Origin of the sequence: Burkholderia sp. AU45274 (genome assembly GCF_030482505.1) — a bacterium.
Classification (GTDB): domain Bacteria; phylum Pseudomonadota; class Gammaproteobacteria; order Burkholderiales; family Burkholderiaceae; genus Burkholderia.
Window position 1 is genome coordinate 1 of record NZ_JAUJQE010000024.1, and the last position, 20,780, is coordinate 20,780.

Below are 20,780 nucleotides of genomic sequence, written 5' to 3' on the forward strand. Positions count from 1 at the left end.
ATTGGTAGACGCACTAGGTTCAGGTCCTAGCGGTGGCAACATCGTGGAGGTTCGAGTCCTCTCCTGGGCACCATCTGTTTTATAAAAAGGTCGGCTTCTAGCCGGCCTTTTTTCATTTCCGGCGCCGGAAACGCACCTCCCCCATCACCGAGGGCAAACCAATCACTTTGGTTTGCGCGCCCCGGCATGCGGCAAATCCGGCAACAACCCGGCGCCACACGGTCGTACTCCCCTCAAGCCACCTGCATCCGATTTTCTCGATCTCCGCGATCCATCCCCGATTCCAAACACCTCGCACCAACGTCCCGCTTCCACCGAAACCGGGATTTCCCTAGGCTGACACGCCGACGTGCGCGCGGTTAAATAAATCAACGTGATTTATTTAATGCGCTGCCAGACGGCGCACCATGGAAGGAGACGCCATGAGAAGCCCGCACTTCGGCCAGGGAAGCAACTCGGCCAACGTGCGCCGTTACAACGAGCGCCTGCTGCTGAAGACGCTGCGCCGCGCAGGCAGCGCGTCGAAGGCCGACCTCGCCCGCCTCGCGAGCATGACGGGTACGGCAGTCGGCAGCATCATCGCGTCGCTCGCCGATGCGAAGCTGATCGAATTCGCTGGCCGCACCGAAGGCCAGCGCGGCCAGCCGGCCTCGCTGATCCGCCTCGACCCGCGCGGCGCGTTCGGCATCGGCGTCCATCTCGACCGCATGCGCATCGAAACGGCGCTCGTCAACTTCGCCGGCGACGTGCTCGGCCGCCGCTCGCACGACACGCTGCTGCCACCGCCCGCCGATGTGCTCGAGATCGTCCGCCACGACATCGACGCGATGCAGGCGCTGCTCCCCGACCACGAGCGCGCCCGCCTGACCGGTATCGGCGTCGCCCAGCCCTACAACCTCGGCGCGTGGATGCGCGAACTCGGCCTCGCACCGGACACGTTCCGCGCGTGGGAAGACGTCGATTTCGCGGCCGACCTCGGTCGCATGTTGTCGCTTCCGGTGTTCGGCGAAAACGACGGCAACGCAGCCGCCATCGCCGAGCTGTTCTACGGATACGGCCGGCAGTGCGACGACTTCGTCTACCTGTTCATCGGGCCGGCCATCGGCGGCGGCATCGCGATCGACGGCGACTGCCTGCGCGGCGTGACCGGCAATGCAGGCGACATCGCCGTGATTCCCGTGCCGCCGAGCCGGCTGGCTTCCGCGCCGCCCCCACGCGGCCCGTGGGACATCCTGCTCGCGCGTGCATCGCTGCATGCGCTGGTGCGCCATCTGCGCCATCACGGTGAAACGGTCGACAACCGGGCCGATCTCGAAGCGTGCATCGCCCGCGGCCTGCCCGCCGTCGACGAATGGATCGATGATTGCGTCGACGCGCTTGCGCCGGCATTGCGCGCGGTGCTGTGCGTGGTCGACGCGCCGGTGGTCGTGCTCGACGCCGATACCGACGCGGGCCTGCTCGACGCGGTCACGACGCGCCTGCGCGCCGCGCTCGTGGCCACCGCGCCCGAAGCCCGCGGCACGCCGGTGCTCGTACGCGGCACGTTCGGCGCCGACGCCGGTGCGATCGGCGCGGCCACGCTGCCGATGTTCTTCAACTTCTCCCCGCGGGCCGGCATCCTCAAGGGCGCCCGCACCGACTCGCAGGAGGTCAACCATGTCGCGATCTGAGTCGCCCCGCCCGTTGCTCGAGATGCGCGGGATCAGCAAGACGTTCCCGGCCGTGCGCGCGCTCGACAACGTCAGCCTGACCGTCTATCCCGGCGAGATCCATTCGCTGATGGGCGAAAACGGCGCGGGCAAATCGACGCTGATGAAGATCCTGTCGGGCGCCTACCGCGCCGACGCCGGCGGCGAGATCCTGATCGACGGCGCCCGCATCGACATCGACGGCCCGCTTGCCGCGCGCGATGCAGGCGTCGCGGTGATCTACCAGGAACTGTGCCTGTCGCCGAACCTGAGCGTCGCGGAAAACATCTACATCGGCCGCGAACTGCGGCGCGGCAACCGGCGCTGGGGCACGATCGACCGCGCGGCGATGGCGCGCGGCTGCGAGGACGTGCTCGCGCGCCTGGGCGCATCGTTCGGGCCCGACACGCTCGTCGACACGCTGTCGATCGCGGAGCAGCAACTCGTCGAGATCGCACGCGCCGTGCACACCCGCGCACGCATCCTCGTGATGGACGAGCCGACCACGCCGCTGTCGTCGCGCGAAACCGAGCACCTGTTCCGCCTGATCCGCCAGTTGCGCGAGGAAGGTCTCGCGATCATCTACATCAGCCACCGGATGGCGGAGATCTACGAGCTGTCCGACCGCGTGTCGGTGTTGCGCGACGGCGCGTACGTCGGCACGCTGGAGCGCGCATCGCTGTCGGCCGAGCGCCTCGTCGCGATGATGGTCGGCCGCGACATCTCCGGCTTCTACAAGAAGGAACACGCGCCGTACGACCCCGGCCACCTGCTGCTGTCGGTCCGCGACATCGCCGACGGCGCACGCGTGCGCGGCTGCAGTCTCGACCTGCACGCCGGCGAAGTGCTCGGCATCGCGGGGCTGGTCGGCGCAGGCCGCACCGAACTCGCGCGGCTGATCTTCGGCGCCGAACCGCGCGTGCGCGGCGACGTGAAGGTGGGCGAACGCACGTTCGGCGCGCACTCGCCGCGCGACGCGATCGACGCGGGTCTCGTCTACCTGACCGAAGACCGCAAGCGCCAGGGCCTGTTCCTCGACATGAGCGTGCGCGACAACATCAACATCTCGGTCTGCAACCGCGATGCGCGGCTCGGTGCACTCGATCTCGCGCGCGGCGCCGAACGCGCGCGGGACGCCATTGCGTCGCTGTCGATCCGCGTGCCGAACGCGAACGTCAACGTCGGCGCGCTGTCGGGCGGCAACCAGCAGAAAGTGTTGCTGTCGCGCCTGCTCGAAACGAAGCCGCGCGTGCTGATCCTCGACGAACCGACACGCGGCGTCGACATCGGCGCGAAATCCGAGATCTACCGGATCATCAACGAACTGGCCCGGGCCGGCGTGGGCGTGATCGTGATCTCGAGCGAACTGCCGGAGATCATCGGTGTCGCCGACCGCGTGCTCGTGATGCGCGAAGGCGAGATCGCCGGCGAACTCGGCGGCTACACGCAGACGCCCATCACGCAGGAAGCCATCATCGCGCTCGCCACCGGCTCGCAGGCCGAACTCGCCGACGCGCACTGAGCCTCGCCCTTTTCATTTCCTTCTTACATCCAGGTTACCGAAATGATCAACCCGACCAAGCAGCGGAACCTCGCTTCCGCGACGGCCCAGCCGGTGGCCACCCGTACGCCGCTGTTGCGCGGCGCCGATCAACGCGCCCGCATGCAGTCGCTGATCCGCACGGCCGGCATGCTGCCGGTGCTGCTGGTCCTGTGCATCGGCTTCGGCTTCCTGACCGACGGCTTCTTCACGCTGCAGAACCTGTCGATCGTCACCCAGCAGGCGTCGATCAACATCGTGCTCGCCGCCGGCATGACCTTCGTGATCCTGACGGGCGGCATCGACCTGTCGGTCGGCTCGGTGCTCGCCGCCGCGGCCGTCGCGGCACTGCTCGCGTCGACCATCCCGGGCTGGGGCTGGCTCGGCGTGCCTTTCGCGCTCCTCGTCGGCCTCGTGTTCGGCGCGATCAACGGCGGGCTGATCTCGTTCCTGCGCCTGCCGCCGTTCATCGTCACGCTCGGCGCGATGACCGCCGTGCGCGGCGTCGCGCGCCTGATCGGCAACGACACGACCGTGTTCAATCCGCAACTGCCGTTCGCGTTCATCGGCAACGGCACGATCCTCGGCGTGCCGTGGCTCGTCGTGATCGCATGCGCGGTGATCGCGATCTCGTGGTTCATCCTGCGCCGCACGGTGCTCGGGATGCGCATCTATTCGGTCGGCGGCAATCCGGAAGCCGCGCGCCTGTCGGGCATCAACGTGCGGGCGATCCAGCTGTTCGTGTACGCGGCGTCGGGGCTGCTCGCCGGCCTCGGCGCGGTGATGTCGGCCGCGCGGCTCTATGCGGCCAACGGCCTGCAGCTCGGCCAGTCGTACGAACTCGACGCGATCGCCGCGGTGATCCTCGGCGGCACGAGCTTCGTCGGCGGCGTCGGCTCGATCGTCGGCACGCTGATCGGTGCGCTGATCATCGCGGTGCTGACCAACGGGCTCGTGCTGCTCGGCGTGTCCGACATCTGGCAGTACATCATCAAGGGGCTCGTGATCATCGGCGCCGTCGCGCTCGACCGCTACCGCCAACGCGATTCGGCCCGTACCTGAGCCCCTGCCCGCCCATTCAACCTGGCGGCGCAGGCCGATCCCTGCGCCCGCCCGCCAAGCCACTTCACGGAGACACCACGACATGTTCAAGCACAAAGCCGCCCTGACCGCCGTCGCCTGCGCACTCGCCTTCGGCGCTTCCGCCGCGCACGCGGCCGACAAGCCGCTCAAATCGATCGGCGTCACGGTCGGGTCGCTCGGCAACCCGTACTTCGTCACGATCGTCAAGGGCGCCGAGGCGCGCGCCAAGCAGCTCAACCCGAATGCGAAGATCACGGCCGTGTCGGCCGACTACGACCTGAACAAGCAGTTCACGCAGATCGACAACTTCATCTCCGCGCACGTCGACATGATCCTGCTCAACGCAACCGATCCGAAGGCGATCGAGCCGGCGGTGAAGAAGGCGCAGGCGGCCGGCATCACCGTCGTCGCGGTCGACGTCGCGGCAGCCGGCGCGAACGCGACCGTGCAGACCAACAACGTGAAGGCCGGCGAGCTGGCCTGCGACTACATCGCGAAGAAACTCAACGGCAAGGGCAACGTGATCATCGAGAACGGCCCGCAGGTGTCGGCCGTGATCGATCGCGTCAACGGCTGCAAGACCGTGCTCGCGAAAAGCGCCGGCATCAAGGTGCTGTCGAGCGACCAGGACGGCAAGGGCTCGCGTGAAGGCGGGATGAATGCGATGCAGGGCTACCTGACGCGCTTTCCGAAGCTCGACGCGGTGTTCACGATCAACGACCCGCAGGCGATCGGCAGCGATCTCGCCGCGAAGCAGCTGAACCGCCCGAACATCGTGATCACGTCGGTCGACGGCGCGCCCGATATCGAGGTCGCGCTCAAGTCGAATACGCTCGTGCAGGCGTCGTCGAGCCAGGACCCTTGGGCGATGGCGCAGCAGGCCGTCAACGTCGGCTACGGGATCATGAACGGCCAGAAGCCGGCCAACCCGATGATCCTGATCGAGCCGACGCTCATCACGCGCGACAACGTGAAGAGCTACAAGGGCTGGAGCGCCCCGCGCTGATCGCGCCCCCGTCCGCCCGAGCAACCGGGGAGTGCCGGGCCGCGTCGCTGCATGCGACGGCCCGCGCTGCCCGCCTTTTCAGATCAATCGCTGCATCGCCGCGCACAGCGGCGCGGCACAAGGTTTCGACATGACGACGACGTTTCCTCGCCTGATCGTATTCGGCGAAGCATTGACCGATTTCATCCGCGACGACGCGCAGCACTGGCATAGCGTCGCCGGCGGCTCATGCTGGAACGTCGCGCGCGTCGGTGCGCGACTCGGCGTGCCGACGGCCTTCGCCGGCACGGTCAGCCGCGACACCTTCGGTGACGAGCTGATGCGCAAGAGCGCCGACGCGGGGCTCGACCTGCGCTTCATCCGGCAGGTCGATCGCGCGCCGCTGCTCGCGATGGTCGTGTCGAAGCAGCCGCCCCACTACTTCTTCATCGGCGAGAACAGCGCCGATCTCGCATTCGATCCGGCGAACCTGCCCGCCGGCGCACTCGACGCGGCCGAGATCGTGCACGTCGGCTCGCTCGGCGTCGTGCGCGAGCCGCTGGCGTCGCGCCTGATCGACGTGGCGCAAGCAGCGCGCGCGGCCGGCAAGCGGATCTCGTTCGACCCGAACTTCCGTGCACCGATGGCCGCGCCGTCGTATCGCGACACGCTGCGCCGGCTGGCCGGGCTCGCCGACTGGATCAAGGTATCCGACGAGGATCTGCGTGGGCTGTTTCCCGAACTCGACGAAGCCGCCGCGCTCGCGCAATTGCGCGCGTGGGCACCGGACGCCGCGATGCTCGTCACGCGCGGCGCATCCGGCATGCAGCTCCTGCATCGCGACATCGTGCTGTTCCAGCCCGCGTTCCCGACCGAAGTGGCCGACACCGTCGGTTGCGGCGATGCCAGCATCGGCGGCTGGCTCGCGAGCCAGCTCGCGCGTCCCGATGCATCCGCCGCCGAGCATCTGCGCTACGCAGCCGCCTGTGCGGCGGTCGCCTGTGCGCATGCAGGCGCCTATGCGCCGACGGCGGACGAAGTGACCGACATGATCGATCGCTCGGCCGACGCCGCGGTTTCGCCATAGCACTCACCGGCGCGGCGCCCCCGCGCCACGCCGTCACGCGGCGGTCGTGCCGTCGCTGCCGTCCGGCGGCATCCGGGCCTGCAGCAATTGCAGGCTCTCGTCGACGCTCAGTTCGGACATCGCATCGTCGTGCAGCGTATCGTCGGCCGCGCGGCGCAACGCATGCAGCGCGTGCACCTTGAGCCGCACGATCGCGAGCCGCAACCCGCGCGCCGTGCATTCGGCCGCGAACGTGCGCAACGATTCGATCGTCGTGCTGTCGACATCCGGCGTTTCCTCGAGGCTCAGCATCACGGTATGCGCGTCCGGCGCGGCCTTCATCAGCGCACGCACGCGGTTCAGCATCCGGTCCGCATTCGCGAAGAACAGTTGCGCCTCGGGCCGCACGATCAGCACACCCGGCACCGGCTTCGCGTCGGCATGGCTCGCCACGTCGACGAAATCGTGACTGTCGCGCAGCCTGCCGAGCACGCTGACGTTCGGCTCGGACAGCTTGCGCAGCGTCAACAGCAGGCTCACGCCGATGGCCGCGAGCAGCCCGTGCAGCACGCCGAGCACGAGCACCGCGAGCAGCGCGGCGATCACCACGAGGCGATCGCGATGCCAGGCCCAGTACGGCCGGAATACCGACGGATGCAGCGAGTGGCTGACCGCGAAGATCACGATCGCCGCGAGCACGGGCTCCGGCGTGCGCGCGAGCTGCGGCAGCAGCAGCCAGACGATCAGCGCGACCACGCCCGCCGCCCACAGGCCGGCAAAGCGCGACTGCGCGCCGGCCGCTTCGTTCGCCGAGGTCGCCGAATAGCCGGCGCCGACCGGCATCCCGTGCAGCAGGCCCGACACGAGGTTCGCGCAGCCGAGCGCGACGAGGTCGCGGTTCGGCGACACGCTGTCGCCATGCTTCAGCGCGAAGTTGCGGATCGACCCGTACGATTCCGCATACAGGATCAGCATCAGCGCGAACGCAAGTTCGACGGTCTGCATCCACGCGTTGCGGTCGAGGGTCGGCAGGCCGAACTCGATATGCTTGAAATCGATATGGCCGACGATCGCGATCCCGTATCGCTGCCAGTCGATCGCGTAGCCGGCCGCGATCGACAGCACGATCACGACGAGCGTCGCGGGCACGCGCGAGCTGCGCCCGAGCGTGAACAGCAACGCCAGGGCAATGGCGCCGAGCACGACGCTCGCGAGATTCGCGTGCGGCGCGCCGGTGATCAGGTCGAGCGCGACATGCGGCGCATCGCTGTGCTGCACCGAAATCGCGAGGATCTTCGGCAACTGCTTGATGACGATCGTCAGCGCGAGGCCGAACGTGAAGCCGCGCAGCACCGGCCGTGCGACGAAGTCCGACATGCCGCCGAGCCGCGCGGCACCGGCCAGGATGAACAGCACGCCCGTCATCGCGACGAGCGCCGCCGCGAGCGCGAGCTGCGCGGCGAGCGCCATCCCCGACTCCGCGAACACGGTCGCCGCAAGCACGGCGGCCGACGACGACGTCGACGACACGATCGCGAAGCGGCTGCTGCCGGTGAGCGCATAGACGACGAGCCCCGACAGCAACGCGATGAGACCGGCCTGCGGCGGCAGGTTCGCCAGCCCCGCGTACGCGACCGCCTCGGGGATCAGCAGGCCCGCGATCGACAGGCCGGCCAGCGCATCGAGGCCGATGCGTCGCGTGGGCGGCGGCGAAGCCGTGTCGAGCGCGGCGAAATGGTCGGCATGCTGCGGGCCGGCATCGGGGCGGATCGGGGCGGTCGTCATGAGGCGATCAGGGCTTGACGGCGATGACGCCCGACCAGCCGGGCAGATAGCGTGCATCCTGGTCGTGCGCGCGATGCAGTGCGATGTCGAGCGCCTTCGCGAAGTTCTTGCGGATCTGGTCGAGCGACACGTGCTGGCGCAGGTAGTCGGCCCACAGGAATTCGCTGAATGGCGTCGCATCCTTCGCATAGCCGCCCGCCGTGCGCAGCTCGCCGGCGAGGCTGCGGTACGGATCGTCCACGAGCCCGGTCAGCGCCTTCGGCAGATTCGCGTAGTCGCGACGCGTGCCGTCCGCGCCGAACGGATGCACCCACTGGTTGTGTTCCATCATCCGCCAGAAGATCGTGTCGTCGAGCCACGACAGGTCCTTCAGCAGCATCGCGTTCACGCGAGCCTCGCCTTCCTCGATCAGCGCGAGGCCGAGGTGGTGGTGATCGGTGATGTAGTGCAGCCCGCCCGGGCCGAGCACGGCCGGAAACCAGTGCGATTCGATCGCGGCCTTGCGTGCCCGCTTGTTGAGCGCCTTCCAGTGCTTGCGCTTCGCCTTGACTTCGCGATAGCCGACCGTCATCTGCGTGGGACGCAGTTCTTCAAGCTTGACGGGAATCAGGTGAACATCGTTGCCGAGAGCCATGGTCGTACCCCATGTTGCGAAATTCCGGCAACGATACTCCTGAACACGCGAGCCGTTAATACGTCATGACCTCGATACGCCTGCGGTTGACGATCTCTGACAACCGACCGACGCCCACGCACGACGCCGCGCTACGCGCGCAGATCGTTGCGTTCGAGACGATGCCGAATGTAAGGAATGCCATCGTGCACGACGCTCACACGGCGCATCCCGAGCTTGCGCGCGACATTCAGCGAACCGCTGTTCGCCTCGGCGATATCGGCGATCACGCGCGGCAGCCGCACGGTGTCGAACGCGTGACGCACGACGGCTGCCGCGGCTTCGCTCGCGATGCCGCGCCCCCATGTCGCACGCACCAGCCGCCAGCCGATCTCGACGTCGCGCGCGCCGTCCGCATAGTCGGGAATCAGCAGGATCCAGCCGACGAACGCATCGGGGGCGGCCTTCTCGAAGATCGACCAGTAGCCGAGGCCCGGCGGATAGTCGCACGTGATCCGGTGCGTGACGAAGCGCCGATGCTCGACGGGATCGTGCCACGGGCCCGCGATGTGCCGCGTGACCTCGGGATCGCGATCCATCGCGAGGCATGCGTCGAGATCGGCCAGCACACGCGGACGCAGCCACAGCCGCGCAGTCTCGAGCACGGGCAGCGTGGCGGCGGAACGTTCGGTCATCGGGACTCCTGATTCGGTGACGATGCGCACCGGGCGCATTACAAAACAGCTACAAACAGCCTTCCGGAATGATACAGAGGCCTGTCGCCGGTCTGGTGCGACGGCATTGCCATTTCCGAAACAGTTCATTTCCTAGGGATTATTCCCGATTCGACGTTATCGCGCCCCACATCGTCCGGCGCCGCCGCCTACACTCGATCCATGCCCCCGCACCGCGCGCAGGCCGGGCCGGCATCCGCATCCACAACGTGAGCGCGCAAGCCAACGAGGAGACCTCGGACATGAGCTGGACCCGCGAACAACGCAACGTCACGATCGCCGCCTACCTCGGCTGGACACTCGATGCGTTCGATTTCTTCCTGATGGTGTTCGTGCTGAAGGACATCGCCGCCGAATTCGGGTCGACGATTCCCGCCGTCGCGTTCGCGCTCACCCTGACGCTCGCGATGCGCCCGCTCGGCGCACTGATCTTCGGCCGGCTCGCCGATCGCTTCGGTCGCCGCCCGACGCTGATGGTCAACATCGCGTGCTACTCGCTGCTCGAGCTCGCATCGGGTTTCGCGCCGAGCCTGACCGCGCTGCTCGTGCTGCGCGCGTTGTTCGGCGTCGCGATGGGCGGCGAATGGGGGGTCGGCTCGGCACTGACGATGGAAACCGTGCCGACCCATGCGCGTGGCTTCGTGTCGGGGCTGCTGCAGGCCGGCTATCCGAGCGGCTACCTGCTCGCGTCCGTCGTGTTCGGCCTGTTCTACCAGTACATCGGCTGGCGCGGCATGTTCATGGTCGGCGTGCTGCCCGCGCTGCTCGTGCTGTACGTGCGTGCACACGTACCCGAATCGCCGGCATGGAAGCAGATGGAAAAGCGCCCGCGCCCAAGCCTGGGCTCCACACTGAAGCAGAACTGGAAGCTCACGATCTACGCAATCGTGCTGATGACCGCGTTCAATTTCTTCTCGCACGGCACGCAGGATCTCTATCCGACGTTCCTGCGCGAACAGCATCACTTCGATCCGCATACCGTGTCGTGGATCACGATCGTGCTGAACATCGGCGCCATCGTCGGCGGCCTGTCGTTCGGCGCGATCTCGGAGCGGATCGGGCGGCGTCGCGCCATCTTCATCGCCGCGTTGATCGCCCTGCCCGTGCTGCCGCTGTGGGCGTTCTCGAGCGGCCCGGTTGCCCTCGCCGCGGGGGCGTTCCTGATGCAGATCTCGGTGCAGGGTGCGTGGGGCGTGATCCCGGTTCACCTGAACGAGATCTCGCCCGACGAGATCCGCGCGACCTTCCCCGGCGTCGTCTACCAGCTCGGCAACCTGCTCGCGTCGGGCAACGCGACGATGCAGGCGTCGCTCGCCGTTTCGCACAACAACAATTACAGCTTCGCGCTCGCGCTCGTGGCCGGCACCGTCGCCGTCGTGATCGCCGTGCTGATCCTGTTCAGCCGCGAGCGGCGCGGCATCGACATGACGCAATCGGTCAATACGCGTAGCACGGTCGGCTGAACCCGCACATTGCCGCATCGCATCATCGCGCGTGCCCCGTCCCGCCGAGGGCACGCGCAATACTTTCCGCATTCGCACATCGAACTAGAGGAATTGGTCCAGATTCCCCGCTTGCCCGCTCGGTGCGCGATTTTTTATCTTAATAAAAACGGCTGTTTGAATCAGACAAACAAATCACCAGTTCGCGGCCGGGCGACCGGCATGGGAGGCGGGACATGGCAGTAAGTCAGGAGGGGCGGCCATCCGCGGGACGGCCGTCCGGGGCACGGTCATCCGGCACGCGGCAGACCGGCGGGACGAAGGCGCGCATCCTCGATGCGGCCGAGGACCTGTTCATCGAGCATGGCTTCGAGGCGATGTCGATGCGCCAGATCACCTCGCGCGCGGCGGTCAACCTCGCCGCGGTCAACTACCACTTCGGCAGCAAGGAAGCGCTGATCCACGCGATGCTGTCGCGTCGGCTCGACCAGCTCAACCAGGAGCGCCTGGGCATCCTCGACCGCTTCGATGCGCAACTCGGCACGCACATCACCTGCGAGCACGTGCTCGGCGCGATGTTCATTCCCGCGCTGAAGGCCTCGCGCAATCCCGAACGCGGCGGGCCCGGCTTCCTGCGCCTGATCGGCCGTGCGTACACCGATCCGTCGCCGTTCGTGCGCAACTTCCTGACCGCGCACTACGCGAGCGTCGCGGGCCGCTTCTTCGACGCGTTCCAGCGCGCGTTGCCGCACCTGCCGCGCACGGAGCTCGGCTGGCGGCTGCACTTCGCGATCGGCGCGCTGTCCGGCGCGCTCGCGGGCGCCGAAACGGAAAGCCTGATCGACGAGTTCTCGCAAGGCCGCACGATGAACGACGTGCAGATGATCGCGCGACTGTCGTCGCTGATCGTCGCCGCGCTGAAAGCGCCGATGCCCGACAGCGCGCAACTGTCGATCTTCGCGGCCGTGCTCGACGATGCGGGGGCCAGCGAAGCGTTCGGGCTGCCGCAGTCGGCTGCGCCCGCCGTCGATACGGCGACGCTGCATTCCACGAACTGAGCGCGCGAGGCCACGCGCCGCTTCCTGTTCACGATTTGATTGAAACGCGCGGTCGCGCGGGGCGTCGAGGCGCCCCGTCGATCGACCGTGCGGCACGGGGCACGGGCCGGCGCCGAAGCGCCCGCCTTCGCCGAGAGCAAAGACCGGAGACTCGTCATGTCATCTTCCGCAGCAACCGCAGCGGCCCAGGTTCCGCCGAACACCGACGGCATCTGGTACGCGTCATACCCGCCCGGCGTCCCGCACGAGATCGACGTCACGCAGTACGCATCGCTCGTGCAGTTCTTCGACGAATGCACGAGCCGCTTCGCCGAGCGCGTCGCCTACGTGAGCGCAGGCGCATCGATGACCTATCGCACGCTCGCGCAGAAGGTCGACGCGTTCGCGTCTTACCTGCAAGGCATCGGCATCAAGCCCGGCGACCGCGTCGCGATCATGCTGCCGAACACGTTCCAGTACCCGGTCGCACTGTTCGGCACGCTGAAGGCCGGCGCGATCGTCGTCAACGTCAATCCGCTCTATACCGTGCGCGAACTCGCGCACCAGCTGAAGGACAGCGGCGCGCAGACGATCGTCGTATTCGAGAACTTCGCGCGCACGCTGCAAGACGCGCTGCCGGAAACGCAGGTGAAGAACATCGTCGTCACCGCGCTCGGCGACCTGCTCGCCGACGGCTTGAACGCGAAAGGACGCCTGATCAATTTCGTGCTGAAGCACGTGAAGAAGCTCGTGCCGACCTACCACCTGCCGCAGGCCATCCGGTTGCGCTCGGCGCTTGCGCTCGGAGCCCGCGGCAAGCCGCAGCCGGTGCCGATCACGCGCGACGACCTCGCGTTCCTGCAATACACGGGCGGCACGACCGGCGTCGCGAAAGGCGCGATGCTCACGCACGGCAACCTGATCGCGAACCTGCTGCAGGCGAAGGCCTGGATCGCCGACCAGGTCTCGGGCGACGTCGAAACCGTGCTCACGCCGCTGCCGCTGTATCACATCTATTCGTTGACGGTGAACGCCTTCATCTTCATGGGGCTCGGCGGGCGCAACATCCTGATCGCGAACCCGCGCGACATGACGATGGTGATGAAGATCATCCGCAACGAGACGTTCACCGGGATCACCGGCATCAACACGCTGTACAACGCGTTCCTCGACAACGAGGAATTCCGCAAGCGCGATTTCTCGAAGCTGAAGCTCGCGATGGCCGGCGGGATGGCGATGCAGCGCGCGGTCGCGGAGCGCTTCCAGCAGGTGACGGGCCGGCCGGTCGTCGAGGGCTACGGCCTGACCGAGTGCTCGCCGATCGTCACGATGAACCCCGTCGACCTGAACGACATGGCCGCGTTCAGCGGTTCGATCGGCCTGCCCGCGCCGTCCACCGTCGTGCGCTTTCGTCGCGAGGACGGCACCTGGGCGCCCGTCGGCGAACCCGGCGAGCTGTGCGTGCGTGGCCCGCAGGTGATGCGCGGCTACTGGCAGCGCCCCGACGAGACGGCCAAGGTAATCGACGCCGACGGCTGGCTCGGCACCGGCGACATCGGCGTGATGGACGAACGCGGCTTCATCCGCCTGATCGACCGCAAGAAGGACATGATCCTCGTGTCGGGCTTCAACGTGTATCCGAACGAGATCGAGGAAGTGCTGGTGATGCATCCAGGCATCAGCGAAGCCGCGGCCATCGGCATTCCCGACGAGGTGCAGGGTGAACGGATCAAGGTGTTCGTCGTGCGCCGCGACCCGTCGCTGACGGTCGATGACGTGCTCGCGCACTGCCGCAAGAACCTGACCGGCTACAAGATGCCGAAATTCGTCGAGTTCCGCGACGCGCTGCCGCAGACGAACGTCGGCAAGATCCTGCGCCGTGCATTGCGCGACGAGGAACTCGCCAAAATCAAGGCCACGAAGCAAGGCTGAACGATCCATCGCCCCGGGAGACGCCGTCGATGAACGAAGGAAAGAAGCGCCACGCGCGGCATGCCGCCGCCGTGGCAGTCGCGTGCATGCTGTCGCTCGCCCAGACTGGCCTGCATGCGCAGGAAGCGGCCAGCGCCGCGGGCGCGACGCAGGAGGTCGCCCTGCCGGCCGATCTCGCGAAAATCACCCGCGAGCCGGTCGCGCAGCAGGCACGCTGGCTGCGCACGGCCGCGCAGCGCGGCACGCTCGCGCAACTCGATGACGCGACGCTCACCACGCTCTTCAAGGCGCTCGATCCGCTCGCCGTGCCGCTCTATATCCGTAACGGTCCCAACGGCTATCCGTCCTACCAGTTCACGATGGTGCGCCAGGAACGCATCAGCGGAAAATGGTCCGATACGCCCGACCGCATGCTCGTGAAGACCACCCGCGAGCCGCTGCGCGTCTATGCGAAATGGCTGCCGGGCGGCGCGCACGCCGGACAGGAGACCATCTACGACACGACGCAGCGCAAGGACGAGATGTACGGCCACCTCGGCGGCCTGCTCGGCAAGATTCCGCTGTGGACGGCCATCGACGGCGCACTCGCGCGCGCCCAGTCGAATCACCAGGTGAAGGATCTCGGCACCGAATTCATCACGAACCTGTACCTGACCGAAGGGAAGAAATATCTGGAAGCCGGCGTGCAGCGGCCGACCAATGTGGAAGCCAGAACGATCAACGGCGTGCGCGTCGTTACGCTCACCTACGAAACACCGACCGGCCGGCCGCAGTTCTATGCGAAGAAGGAAGTTTTGGGGCTCGACCTGCACGCGCCCTATTTCCGGACCGTCGAGTCGTATGACAACGACGGCAAGATCTTCGAGCGGATCGTCATCGAGAAAATTGCCCCGGCGACGCTCGACGACACCGCATTCGACCCGAAAAACCCCGACTACGCGTTCTGATGCGCGCCGGCGGGGCTGGCCTCGGGCTCAATCGTCATCGTCGTCGCCGTGGTGCCGGCGCCAATGCTTGTAATAGTGCTTGCGCCACTTGCGATAGCGGTCGTCGTCGTCATCGCCGTAGTAGCCGTATCCGTAGCCTGGATAGGCGACCACGGCAGGTTGCGGCGCCACATAGACCGGGGCCGGCTCGACATAGACCGGTGCGACCGGTACGCCGATGCCGACGGACAGGTCGACATGCCCCGCCATCGCACTGCCCGAAGCCAGCAACGCCACGCTCCCGACCCACCCTGCCCATCGTCTCTTGTTCATGTTCTGAATCCCTGATATGCCGGCCCGCCCGGCTCGCGCGACTAAAGTAGACGTCGCGCGCGAACCCAGGTGATACGGCCTTGCGAGAGTCGTAACGCAACGTAACGAAATGGCATTAGCCGTTTGGCCGAATCGCGAAAATGCGCTGGAACGTCTATAGTGGGTTACGGTTCGACACAATCACGACTTCGCGCTCCCCGATTGAACAGGGTAGAATCCCGCCAAACACCTTGTGGACGAACACGCCACACACACGCACAACATATTCTCTGACGCAGGCTCCTGCCGCACCTCAATGGCCAATCCCGCAGAATCCCATCCGCAAAACGACTTCATCAATTCGGCGCGCAAGGAACGTAAGCGCGTTGAAATCTATCTCGTCAACGGCATTCGTCTGACGGGGTGCATCGAGTCGTTCGACCAGTATCTGGTGATGCTGCGCACCCCCGTGGGTCTGCAAGGCATCTACAAGCGCGCGATTTCCACGATCCAGCTCGACACGGGCGGCTCGCGCCCGGGCGGCAGCGGCCCCCGCGGGCCGCGCACCGGCGGTCGCCCCGGCGGCCGTGAAGGCGGCGGTCACAGCCCGTACGGCTCGCACGGCGGCCCGCGTGAATCGCGCGGCGACGGCGGCTACGGCTCCCGCGAACCCCGTGAAAGCTATGGCTCGCGCGAACCGCGCGAGGGTTACGGCTCGCGTGAGCCGCGCGAAGGCTACGGTGCGCCGCGCGAACCCCGTGAACCGCGCGAAAGCTACGGCGCACCGCGCGACACCGGCGACGCATCCGGCAACGCCTCGTCGTCGGATTCCCGCGGCGGCAGCGGGCCGGTCATCGTGACGCGCCGCCGGCGAATCGTGCCGGACGGCCAGTAAAGCAAAAGGGCAAGCCAACCGGCTTGCCCTTTTTACTGGTGCGGCCGGCGCGGCATGTCGCCGCACCGCCGCCGGGTTCAGCGTGCCGTCGTCGGCAGGCCTGCATCGGCCTCACGCTGCAACGAACGCACCTGCTGCTGCAACGCACGCAGTTGCGACTGAAGCTCGGCCTGCTGCGCCTGCAAGGCGGCCGTCTCGTTGCGTACGCTCTTCTGGCGATCCGCGACCGCCGCCTGCTGCTGGCGGGCGATCGAAATATCCGCCTGCAGACGCCGCGCGCGATCCTGCGTGACCTCGATCTGCTTGTCCATTTGCGCCTTCTGCGATTCCAGCTTCGCCGCCCGCAGTTCGTTCACGGCCAGCCGCTCCGCCTGGCGCGAGAAATCGCGATAGATCGCTTCCGCACGCGTTTCGTCGTAAGTCTTGATGACGCGCCAGAACGCCTTCTGCTGGAACAGCGCGACGAAGTACGCACCGTCCTTCACGTTGAACAGCAGGCTCGCGCCGTAGCTGCCGTTGTAGCTCGTGCGCATTTCCGTCAGCGAGTGCCCCTGAATCTGGCGCTGCAAGTCGTCGACCGTGCTCGGCCCCGTCGACTCGCCAGCCTGCGGCTGCAGCGACGTCTGCGAATCGATCACCGGAATCGCCGCCACCGGCGCCGATGCCTGCTGTACGACGGGCGAACCGCTGTCCGCCAGACTTTGCGCGTATGCGCCCTGCATGCCTCCCGCCAGGACGAACAATACGCACGCCCTTCCCAACCCCGTCATATGGCTCATGAAGTTCTATTCCCGCCCGAGTCGTTGTAATTCAGCGCGATTTTATCTCATTAATTACTCACTTTCGCGGGTCTCGGGCTCCTCGTCGAAGATCTGGTATTTGCGCATTTTTTCCCACAGGACCTTGCGGCTGATGCCGAGTTGCTGCGCCGTATCCTGACGCCGCCAGCCGTTTGCGTCGAGCGCCGCAATGACGCGGTTGCGCTCGTTCATGTCCCACTTGCTGCGATCGACGAACACCTCGGCCGCACTCTCCGCCGGGACCGGCTGGGCCGAACTGCGCGCGTGCGCGATCAGCCGCTGCAGCCGCGCGGCATCCCACCCGCCCGTCTGCCGCACCGTCACGCCGACACGCTCGGCGAGGTTGCGCAGTTCACGCACGTTGCCGGGGAAATAGCTGTCCGCGACGGAATCCGTCAGCCAGTACGGCAGATCGGACAACTGAGCGAGCCGCTCCTCGCCGACGACCTGCGCGACGAACGACTTGAACAGCGCGATCTTGTCGACGGCGCCGCGCTCCTCCAGCGACGGAATGCTCAGCTCGATCACCGCGAGCCGGTAGTAGAGATCGGCGCGGAACAGGCCATCCTTCACGAGCTGCGGCAGCTTCTTGTTGCTCGCCGCGACCAGGCGGAAATCGACCTTGACCGGCGACGTCGCGCCGACGCGCAGCACCGCGCCATCCTCGAGCACGCGCAGCAGCTTGACCTGCTGGTACAGCGGCAGATCCCCGACTTCGTCGAGGAACAGCGTGCCGCCGCCCGCCTGCTCGAAATAGCCTTTATGCGCAACAACCGCGCCCGTGAACGATCCTTTCGCATGACCGAAGAACAGCGATTCGAACAGGCCGTCGGGAATCGCGCCGCAGTTCACGGGCACGAATTCGCCATGCCGGTAGCGCGAATGTTTTTCGTGCAGCAGTTGCGCGATGCGCTCCTTCCCGACGCCGGTTTCGCCGTGCAGCAACACGTTGGTGTCGCAATCAGCGAACGTATCGACTTCGTGCAGCAGGGCCTGCATCGATTCCGAGTGCGCGACGAGTTCGGTCGGATGCGACGTTTCGGCCGTATGCGCCCGTAGCTGCGTGACGAGCTTGCCGATCATGCCGCGCAGTTCGGCACACGTGAAGTCGAGCGGCAGGATGTGCGAATACTCGGGCGGATACTGCGACGCGTCGTGATCGCGCGCCGCACCGACCCAGACGACCGGCATGCCGATGTTGGCCTGCCAGTCGCGCAGGAACGCGGCGCCGATTTCGATCATCGTCACGCTGATGATCGCCAGCGACGGCCGCAAGGCGGCGCGCTCGGGCGAGATCTCCGCGTTGTCGGCGCGGATCACTTCGACGTCGAAGCTCGCCATGCACCGGGCGACGCGGTCGACAATGTCCGCCTTGCCTTCCCAGACGTACAGGTCGAGCTCTTCGATTGCGGGCGTGGTTCTCATGATTCGGGTGCGGCTTCAGTGATTGACGAGTTGCTTTGCATTGCAGATCAGTGAACTGTTGCAGGCAACAGCGACGCTGCCCGCGTTGATGCCCGAACGTTCAGGCATTTATTGAACCAGCATGGGGTTGCCGCATTTGATCGAGTCCGGTGTGTTCGTGACATAGGCGTTCCCCAAGCTCAGACCGAGCAGGCCCGTGACGGAGGTCAGGAGAGAATCGACCGGTTGCAGGAGCAGCGGAACGAGCGTATTGGCCAGTGCGTTCAGCAGCGGTCCGAGCAAGGTGTTCAACAACTGACTCAGTACCCCGCTCAGATCGACCCCCACAGCCGCCAGCGCTCCGAGCAGGCCGCTGTTCCCCAGCGACAACGACACCTTCAGGCCGTTATTCGCGACTCCCGTGACCGCAGGTGACAGAAACTGATCCGTGCCCGTTCCCAGCGTGTACGGCGATGCCGGGGATGGCGAAGCGGACGATCCGGGTCCGGGATACGTGAATACCAGCGGCGTCGGACTTTGATTGGCAACAGGAACAACCGTCATCTGCCCGGGCAACAGGCTGATGTTGACCGTAATGGCATTCAAATTGACGATACCCAACGTCAGGACATTGATCAACGAAGCCAGCGTGGACGTCAAGCCACCCAGGTTCAACAGGCCAAGCAGGCTCGACAGGTTGACGGACACCAGCTGAATCGGGGCCGCACTGCCGTCCGGCGAATACCCGGACGATGCGTTGAGGTTGATCGGCGTATTCGCCGCGCCGCCGATATAAACGGCGAGCAATCCGGTCTGAACATTCACGGTCGCGCTTTTCGTGCCGTTCGCGGAGCAGGTGACCGACGCCAGGCCGGCTGTCGCCGGTGCCACGTAGGCGGTGATCGGCAGTTGCACTGCGGCAAGCGGCGTGGGACTGCCGGACGGACAAGTGCCTCCCGGATACACCAGCCCGCCTGTAGGACAAGTCGACAGCAGCGATATCGACGTGTTGAGGAATACGTTCCCCTGCGCAGTCGACGTATTGGTCGTGCAATTGGATGTCCCGCAGGTCGATGGCCCGGGCGGACCGCTCGCGGTGGCCGGCGGATTCGCCCCGAGCTTGACCGAACCCGACACGGTTACGTTCAGTAGCGGCGAGAGCAAGGTAGGCGTCTGAACTGTGACGCTGGGAATATTGACCGAACTCGTGCCGTTCGCGATCTGCAAAGCTGTCGACAGCAATCCAAGTGCATTGACGCTGGCATTGGTGGCAGAGGTTCCGGTAGCGGTTGCGACAGCAACCAGTTGGCCGAGCGCGATCTGCGGACCGCCGCAGACGCTGCCGGAACAAAGCGCGGCGACAATCGCGTTCAGGACGTTCAGATTCGCCCCGACCAGATTCTGCTGCGTCGCCGCTTGTACTGTCGCGTTCGCCAATTGGCCAAGCGTCACGGTACCGTTCAATACGCCCGTGGTCGTGCCGACCGGCAGATTGGCGAGAATACCGGCCAGTTTCAGGTTGACTTGCGCCAGACCCTGGTAGTCAAGGACCTTCAGACTCAGCGCATTCGGCGACCCCGTCAGCACTTGCAGCAACTTGTTGGCCAACCCGCCGTTCAACGCTGCCAGCGACGTGGTCAGCGTAAAGCTGTCGGTCGGCACGCTCTTGGCGATAGCCGACGCACTGATCGTTACGCCGTTGATAAAGATCCCGCTCACCGGCTCCGAAACGGTCACGCACACGGCGTTGACCGATTGCCCGGCACCGACCGCGCCGCCTGACAAGCCGGCGCACTGGTTATTGGCCGGCAGCGCTGCTCCCGAGGTGCGTGTGAACTGGGCGCTCGCGCCGCTGGTTGCCGGCGGGCTCCAGATCCCGCACGTCACGACTGCCGTGGCCTTTCCCGACAGCAGGCTTGCCGGCACGTTCGTGACTTGATTGACCGCAGTCGTTGCGGCCGCACAAGTGGCATCGCTGGCGACCTGCGTCACGGCAGACAGCGCGGCCGTATCGGCGGCCGCCTGCATATGGCGTCGTTCGGCATAGAAGCGGCCTATATCGGTCGCGCCCAACACGATGACCGCGATCGCCAAGAATATCGTCGCCATGATCGCCGCACCACCACGCTGGCGACGCCCCCCCGGGCAGCCGACGCGACGCCGCCGAGCCACGTGTGATTGATCTGTGCGCATCAACGTCTCGCTTACTGCGCGCTTTGACCGCCACCCGACATGCCGCTGGCAGAGCCGAGCTGCGAATTCATCGTGTCGGGAATCTTGTTCTTGAACGAGTCGAGATAGCGTTGATAGACAAGCGACGCAACGTCGCCGAGCACCGGTTGCGCCGGCGCCGCAGCGCGATTGTCGCGCTGCATGGCGAGCCATTCCTTCGCGGAGCGCTCGACGTCGGACGCGCGCGGCGCACCTGCATCCTGTGCATGGGCGACAGCCGATCCGACCACGATCCACACGATCGCTCCGAGTGCTGCGATCCGGCCCACGCGCACGTTTCGATGATGTTTATTGTTCATGTCGTTC

General features: G+C 66.3%; 18 protein-coding genes. 10 read left to right on the plus strand and 8 right to left on the minus strand.

The window, feature by feature from the left end; genetic code table 11:
• The first annotated feature begins 422 nt into the window (after positions 1-422).
• The 5 genes from QZM35_RS37450 to QZM35_RS37470 all read left to right on the plus strand — a co-directional run bounded on the left by QZM35_RS37450 (position 423) and on the right by QZM35_RS37470 (position 6,383).
• Complete coding sequence (locus tag QZM35_RS37450; RefSeq protein WP_089425905.1) at positions 423-1,670, plus strand: ROK family protein; 1,248 nt, start codon at positions 423-425, stop codon at positions 1,668-1,670.
• Positions 1,657-3,210, plus strand: coding sequence for a sugar ABC transporter ATP-binding protein (locus QZM35_RS37455; protein ID WP_089425244.1), 1,554 nt, complete (start codon positions 1,657-1,659; stop codon positions 3,208-3,210). Before QZM35_RS37450 ends, QZM35_RS37455 begins: the two co-directional genes overlap by 14 nt.
• Positions 3,211-3,252: 42 nt before the next feature.
• Positions 3,253-4,290: a ribose ABC transporter permease gene (locus QZM35_RS37460; protein ID WP_039358899.1), complete on the plus strand. Its 1,038-nt coding sequence runs from the start codon at positions 3,253-3,255 to the stop codon at positions 4,288-4,290.
• A gap of 82 nt (positions 4,291-4,372) precedes the next feature.
• Positions 4,373-5,317 carry an ABC transporter substrate-binding protein gene (locus QZM35_RS37465; protein ID WP_301777765.1) on the plus strand — a complete coding sequence of 315 codons (945 nt, stop codon included), beginning with the start codon at positions 4,373-4,375 and terminating at the stop codon, positions 5,315-5,317.
• Positions 5,318-5,447: 130 nt separating this feature from the next.
• Positions 5,448-6,383, plus strand: a complete 936-nt coding sequence (locus tag QZM35_RS37470) for a carbohydrate kinase (RefSeq protein ID WP_174974629.1) — start codon at positions 5,448-5,450, stop codon at positions 6,381-6,383.
• Positions 6,384-6,416: 33 nt separating this feature from the next.
• On the opposite strand, the gene QZM35_RS37475 is transcribed toward QZM35_RS37470, so the two are convergent.
• The 3 genes from QZM35_RS37475 to QZM35_RS37485 form a co-directional block, all read right to left on the minus strand.
• Positions 6,417-8,147, minus strand: coding sequence for a SulP family inorganic anion transporter (locus tag QZM35_RS37475; protein ID WP_301777766.1), 1,731 nt, complete (start codon positions 8,145-8,147; stop codon positions 6,417-6,419).
• 7 nt (positions 8,148-8,154) lie between these two features.
• Complete coding sequence (locus QZM35_RS37480; RefSeq protein ID WP_089425241.1) at positions 8,155-8,781, minus strand: ParB-like protein; 627 nt, start codon at positions 8,779-8,781, stop codon at positions 8,155-8,157.
• Positions 8,782-8,912: 131 nt separating this feature from the next.
• Positions 8,913-9,455 carry a GNAT family N-acetyltransferase gene (locus QZM35_RS37485; RefSeq protein ID WP_089425903.1) on the minus strand — a complete coding sequence of 181 codons (543 nt, stop codon included), beginning with the start codon at positions 9,453-9,455 and terminating at the stop codon, positions 8,913-8,915.
• Between the two features lie 281 nt (positions 9,456-9,736).
• Here QZM35_RS37485 and QZM35_RS37490 point away from each other — a divergent pair, with 281 nt between their 5' ends.
• The 4 genes from QZM35_RS37490 (at position 9,737) to QZM35_RS37505 (ending at position 14,852) form a co-directional block, all read left to right on the plus strand.
• A complete protein-coding gene (locus QZM35_RS37490) occupies positions 9,737-10,957 on the plus strand; it encodes an MFS transporter (RefSeq protein ID WP_089425902.1) in 1,221 nt (406 codons plus the stop codon).
• Positions 10,958-11,172: 215 nt separating this feature from the next.
• The gene (locus tag QZM35_RS37495) at positions 11,173-11,994 is read left to right on the plus strand and encodes a TetR/AcrR family transcriptional regulator (RefSeq protein ID WP_089425240.1); all 822 of its coding nucleotides are present in this window, start codon (positions 11,173-11,175) and stop codon (positions 11,992-11,994) included.
• Between the two features lie 156 nt (positions 11,995-12,150).
• On the plus strand, positions 12,151-13,905 hold the full coding sequence (locus QZM35_RS37500; RefSeq protein WP_301777767.1) for an AMP-binding protein: 1,755 nt from the start codon (positions 12,151-12,153) through the stop codon (positions 13,903-13,905).
• A gap of 29 nt (positions 13,906-13,934) precedes the next feature.
• A complete protein-coding gene (locus tag QZM35_RS37505; RefSeq protein WP_089431002.1) occupies positions 13,935-14,852 on the plus strand; it encodes a DUF1571 domain-containing protein in 918 nt (305 codons plus the stop codon).
• A 27-nt stretch (positions 14,853-14,879) separates the two neighbouring features.
• Here the strand turns inward: QZM35_RS37505 and QZM35_RS37510 are convergent, their stop codons facing one another.
• Complete coding sequence (locus QZM35_RS37510; protein ID WP_089425237.1) at positions 14,880-15,164, minus strand: hypothetical protein; 285 nt, start codon at positions 15,162-15,164, stop codon at positions 14,880-14,882.
• A 295-nt stretch (positions 15,165-15,459) separates the two neighbouring features.
• On the opposite strand from QZM35_RS37510, the gene hfq reads away from it, so the two are divergent.
• Positions 15,460-16,038 (plus strand): RNA chaperone Hfq, encoded by a 579-nt coding sequence (gene hfq, locus QZM35_RS37515; RefSeq protein WP_174974642.1) that lies wholly within the window; start codon positions 15,460-15,462, stop codon positions 16,036-16,038.
• A gap of 77 nt (positions 16,039-16,115) precedes the next feature.
• Here hfq and QZM35_RS37520 read toward each other — a convergent pair whose 3' ends face one another.
• The 4 genes from QZM35_RS37520 to QZM35_RS37535 form a co-directional block, all read right to left on the minus strand.
• Complete coding sequence (locus tag QZM35_RS37520; protein ID WP_301777768.1) at positions 16,116-16,817, minus strand: DUF2968 domain-containing protein; 702 nt, start codon at positions 16,815-16,817, stop codon at positions 16,116-16,118.
• A 54-nt stretch (positions 16,818-16,871) separates the two neighbouring features.
• Complete coding sequence (locus QZM35_RS37525; protein WP_089425235.1) at positions 16,872-18,263, minus strand: sigma 54-interacting transcriptional regulator; 1,392 nt, start codon at positions 18,261-18,263, stop codon at positions 16,872-16,874.
• A gap of 108 nt (positions 18,264-18,371) precedes the next feature.
• Positions 18,372-20,435 (minus strand): pilus assembly protein TadG-related protein, encoded by a 2,064-nt coding sequence (locus QZM35_RS37530; protein WP_301777769.1) that lies wholly within the window; start codon positions 20,433-20,435, stop codon positions 18,372-18,374.
• Positions 20,436-20,446: 11 nt separating this feature from the next.
• Positions 20,447-20,773, minus strand: coding sequence for a DUF3613 domain-containing protein (locus QZM35_RS37535; protein WP_089425233.1), 327 nt, complete (start codon positions 20,771-20,773; stop codon positions 20,447-20,449).
• Positions 20,774-20,780 lie beyond the last annotated feature (7 nt).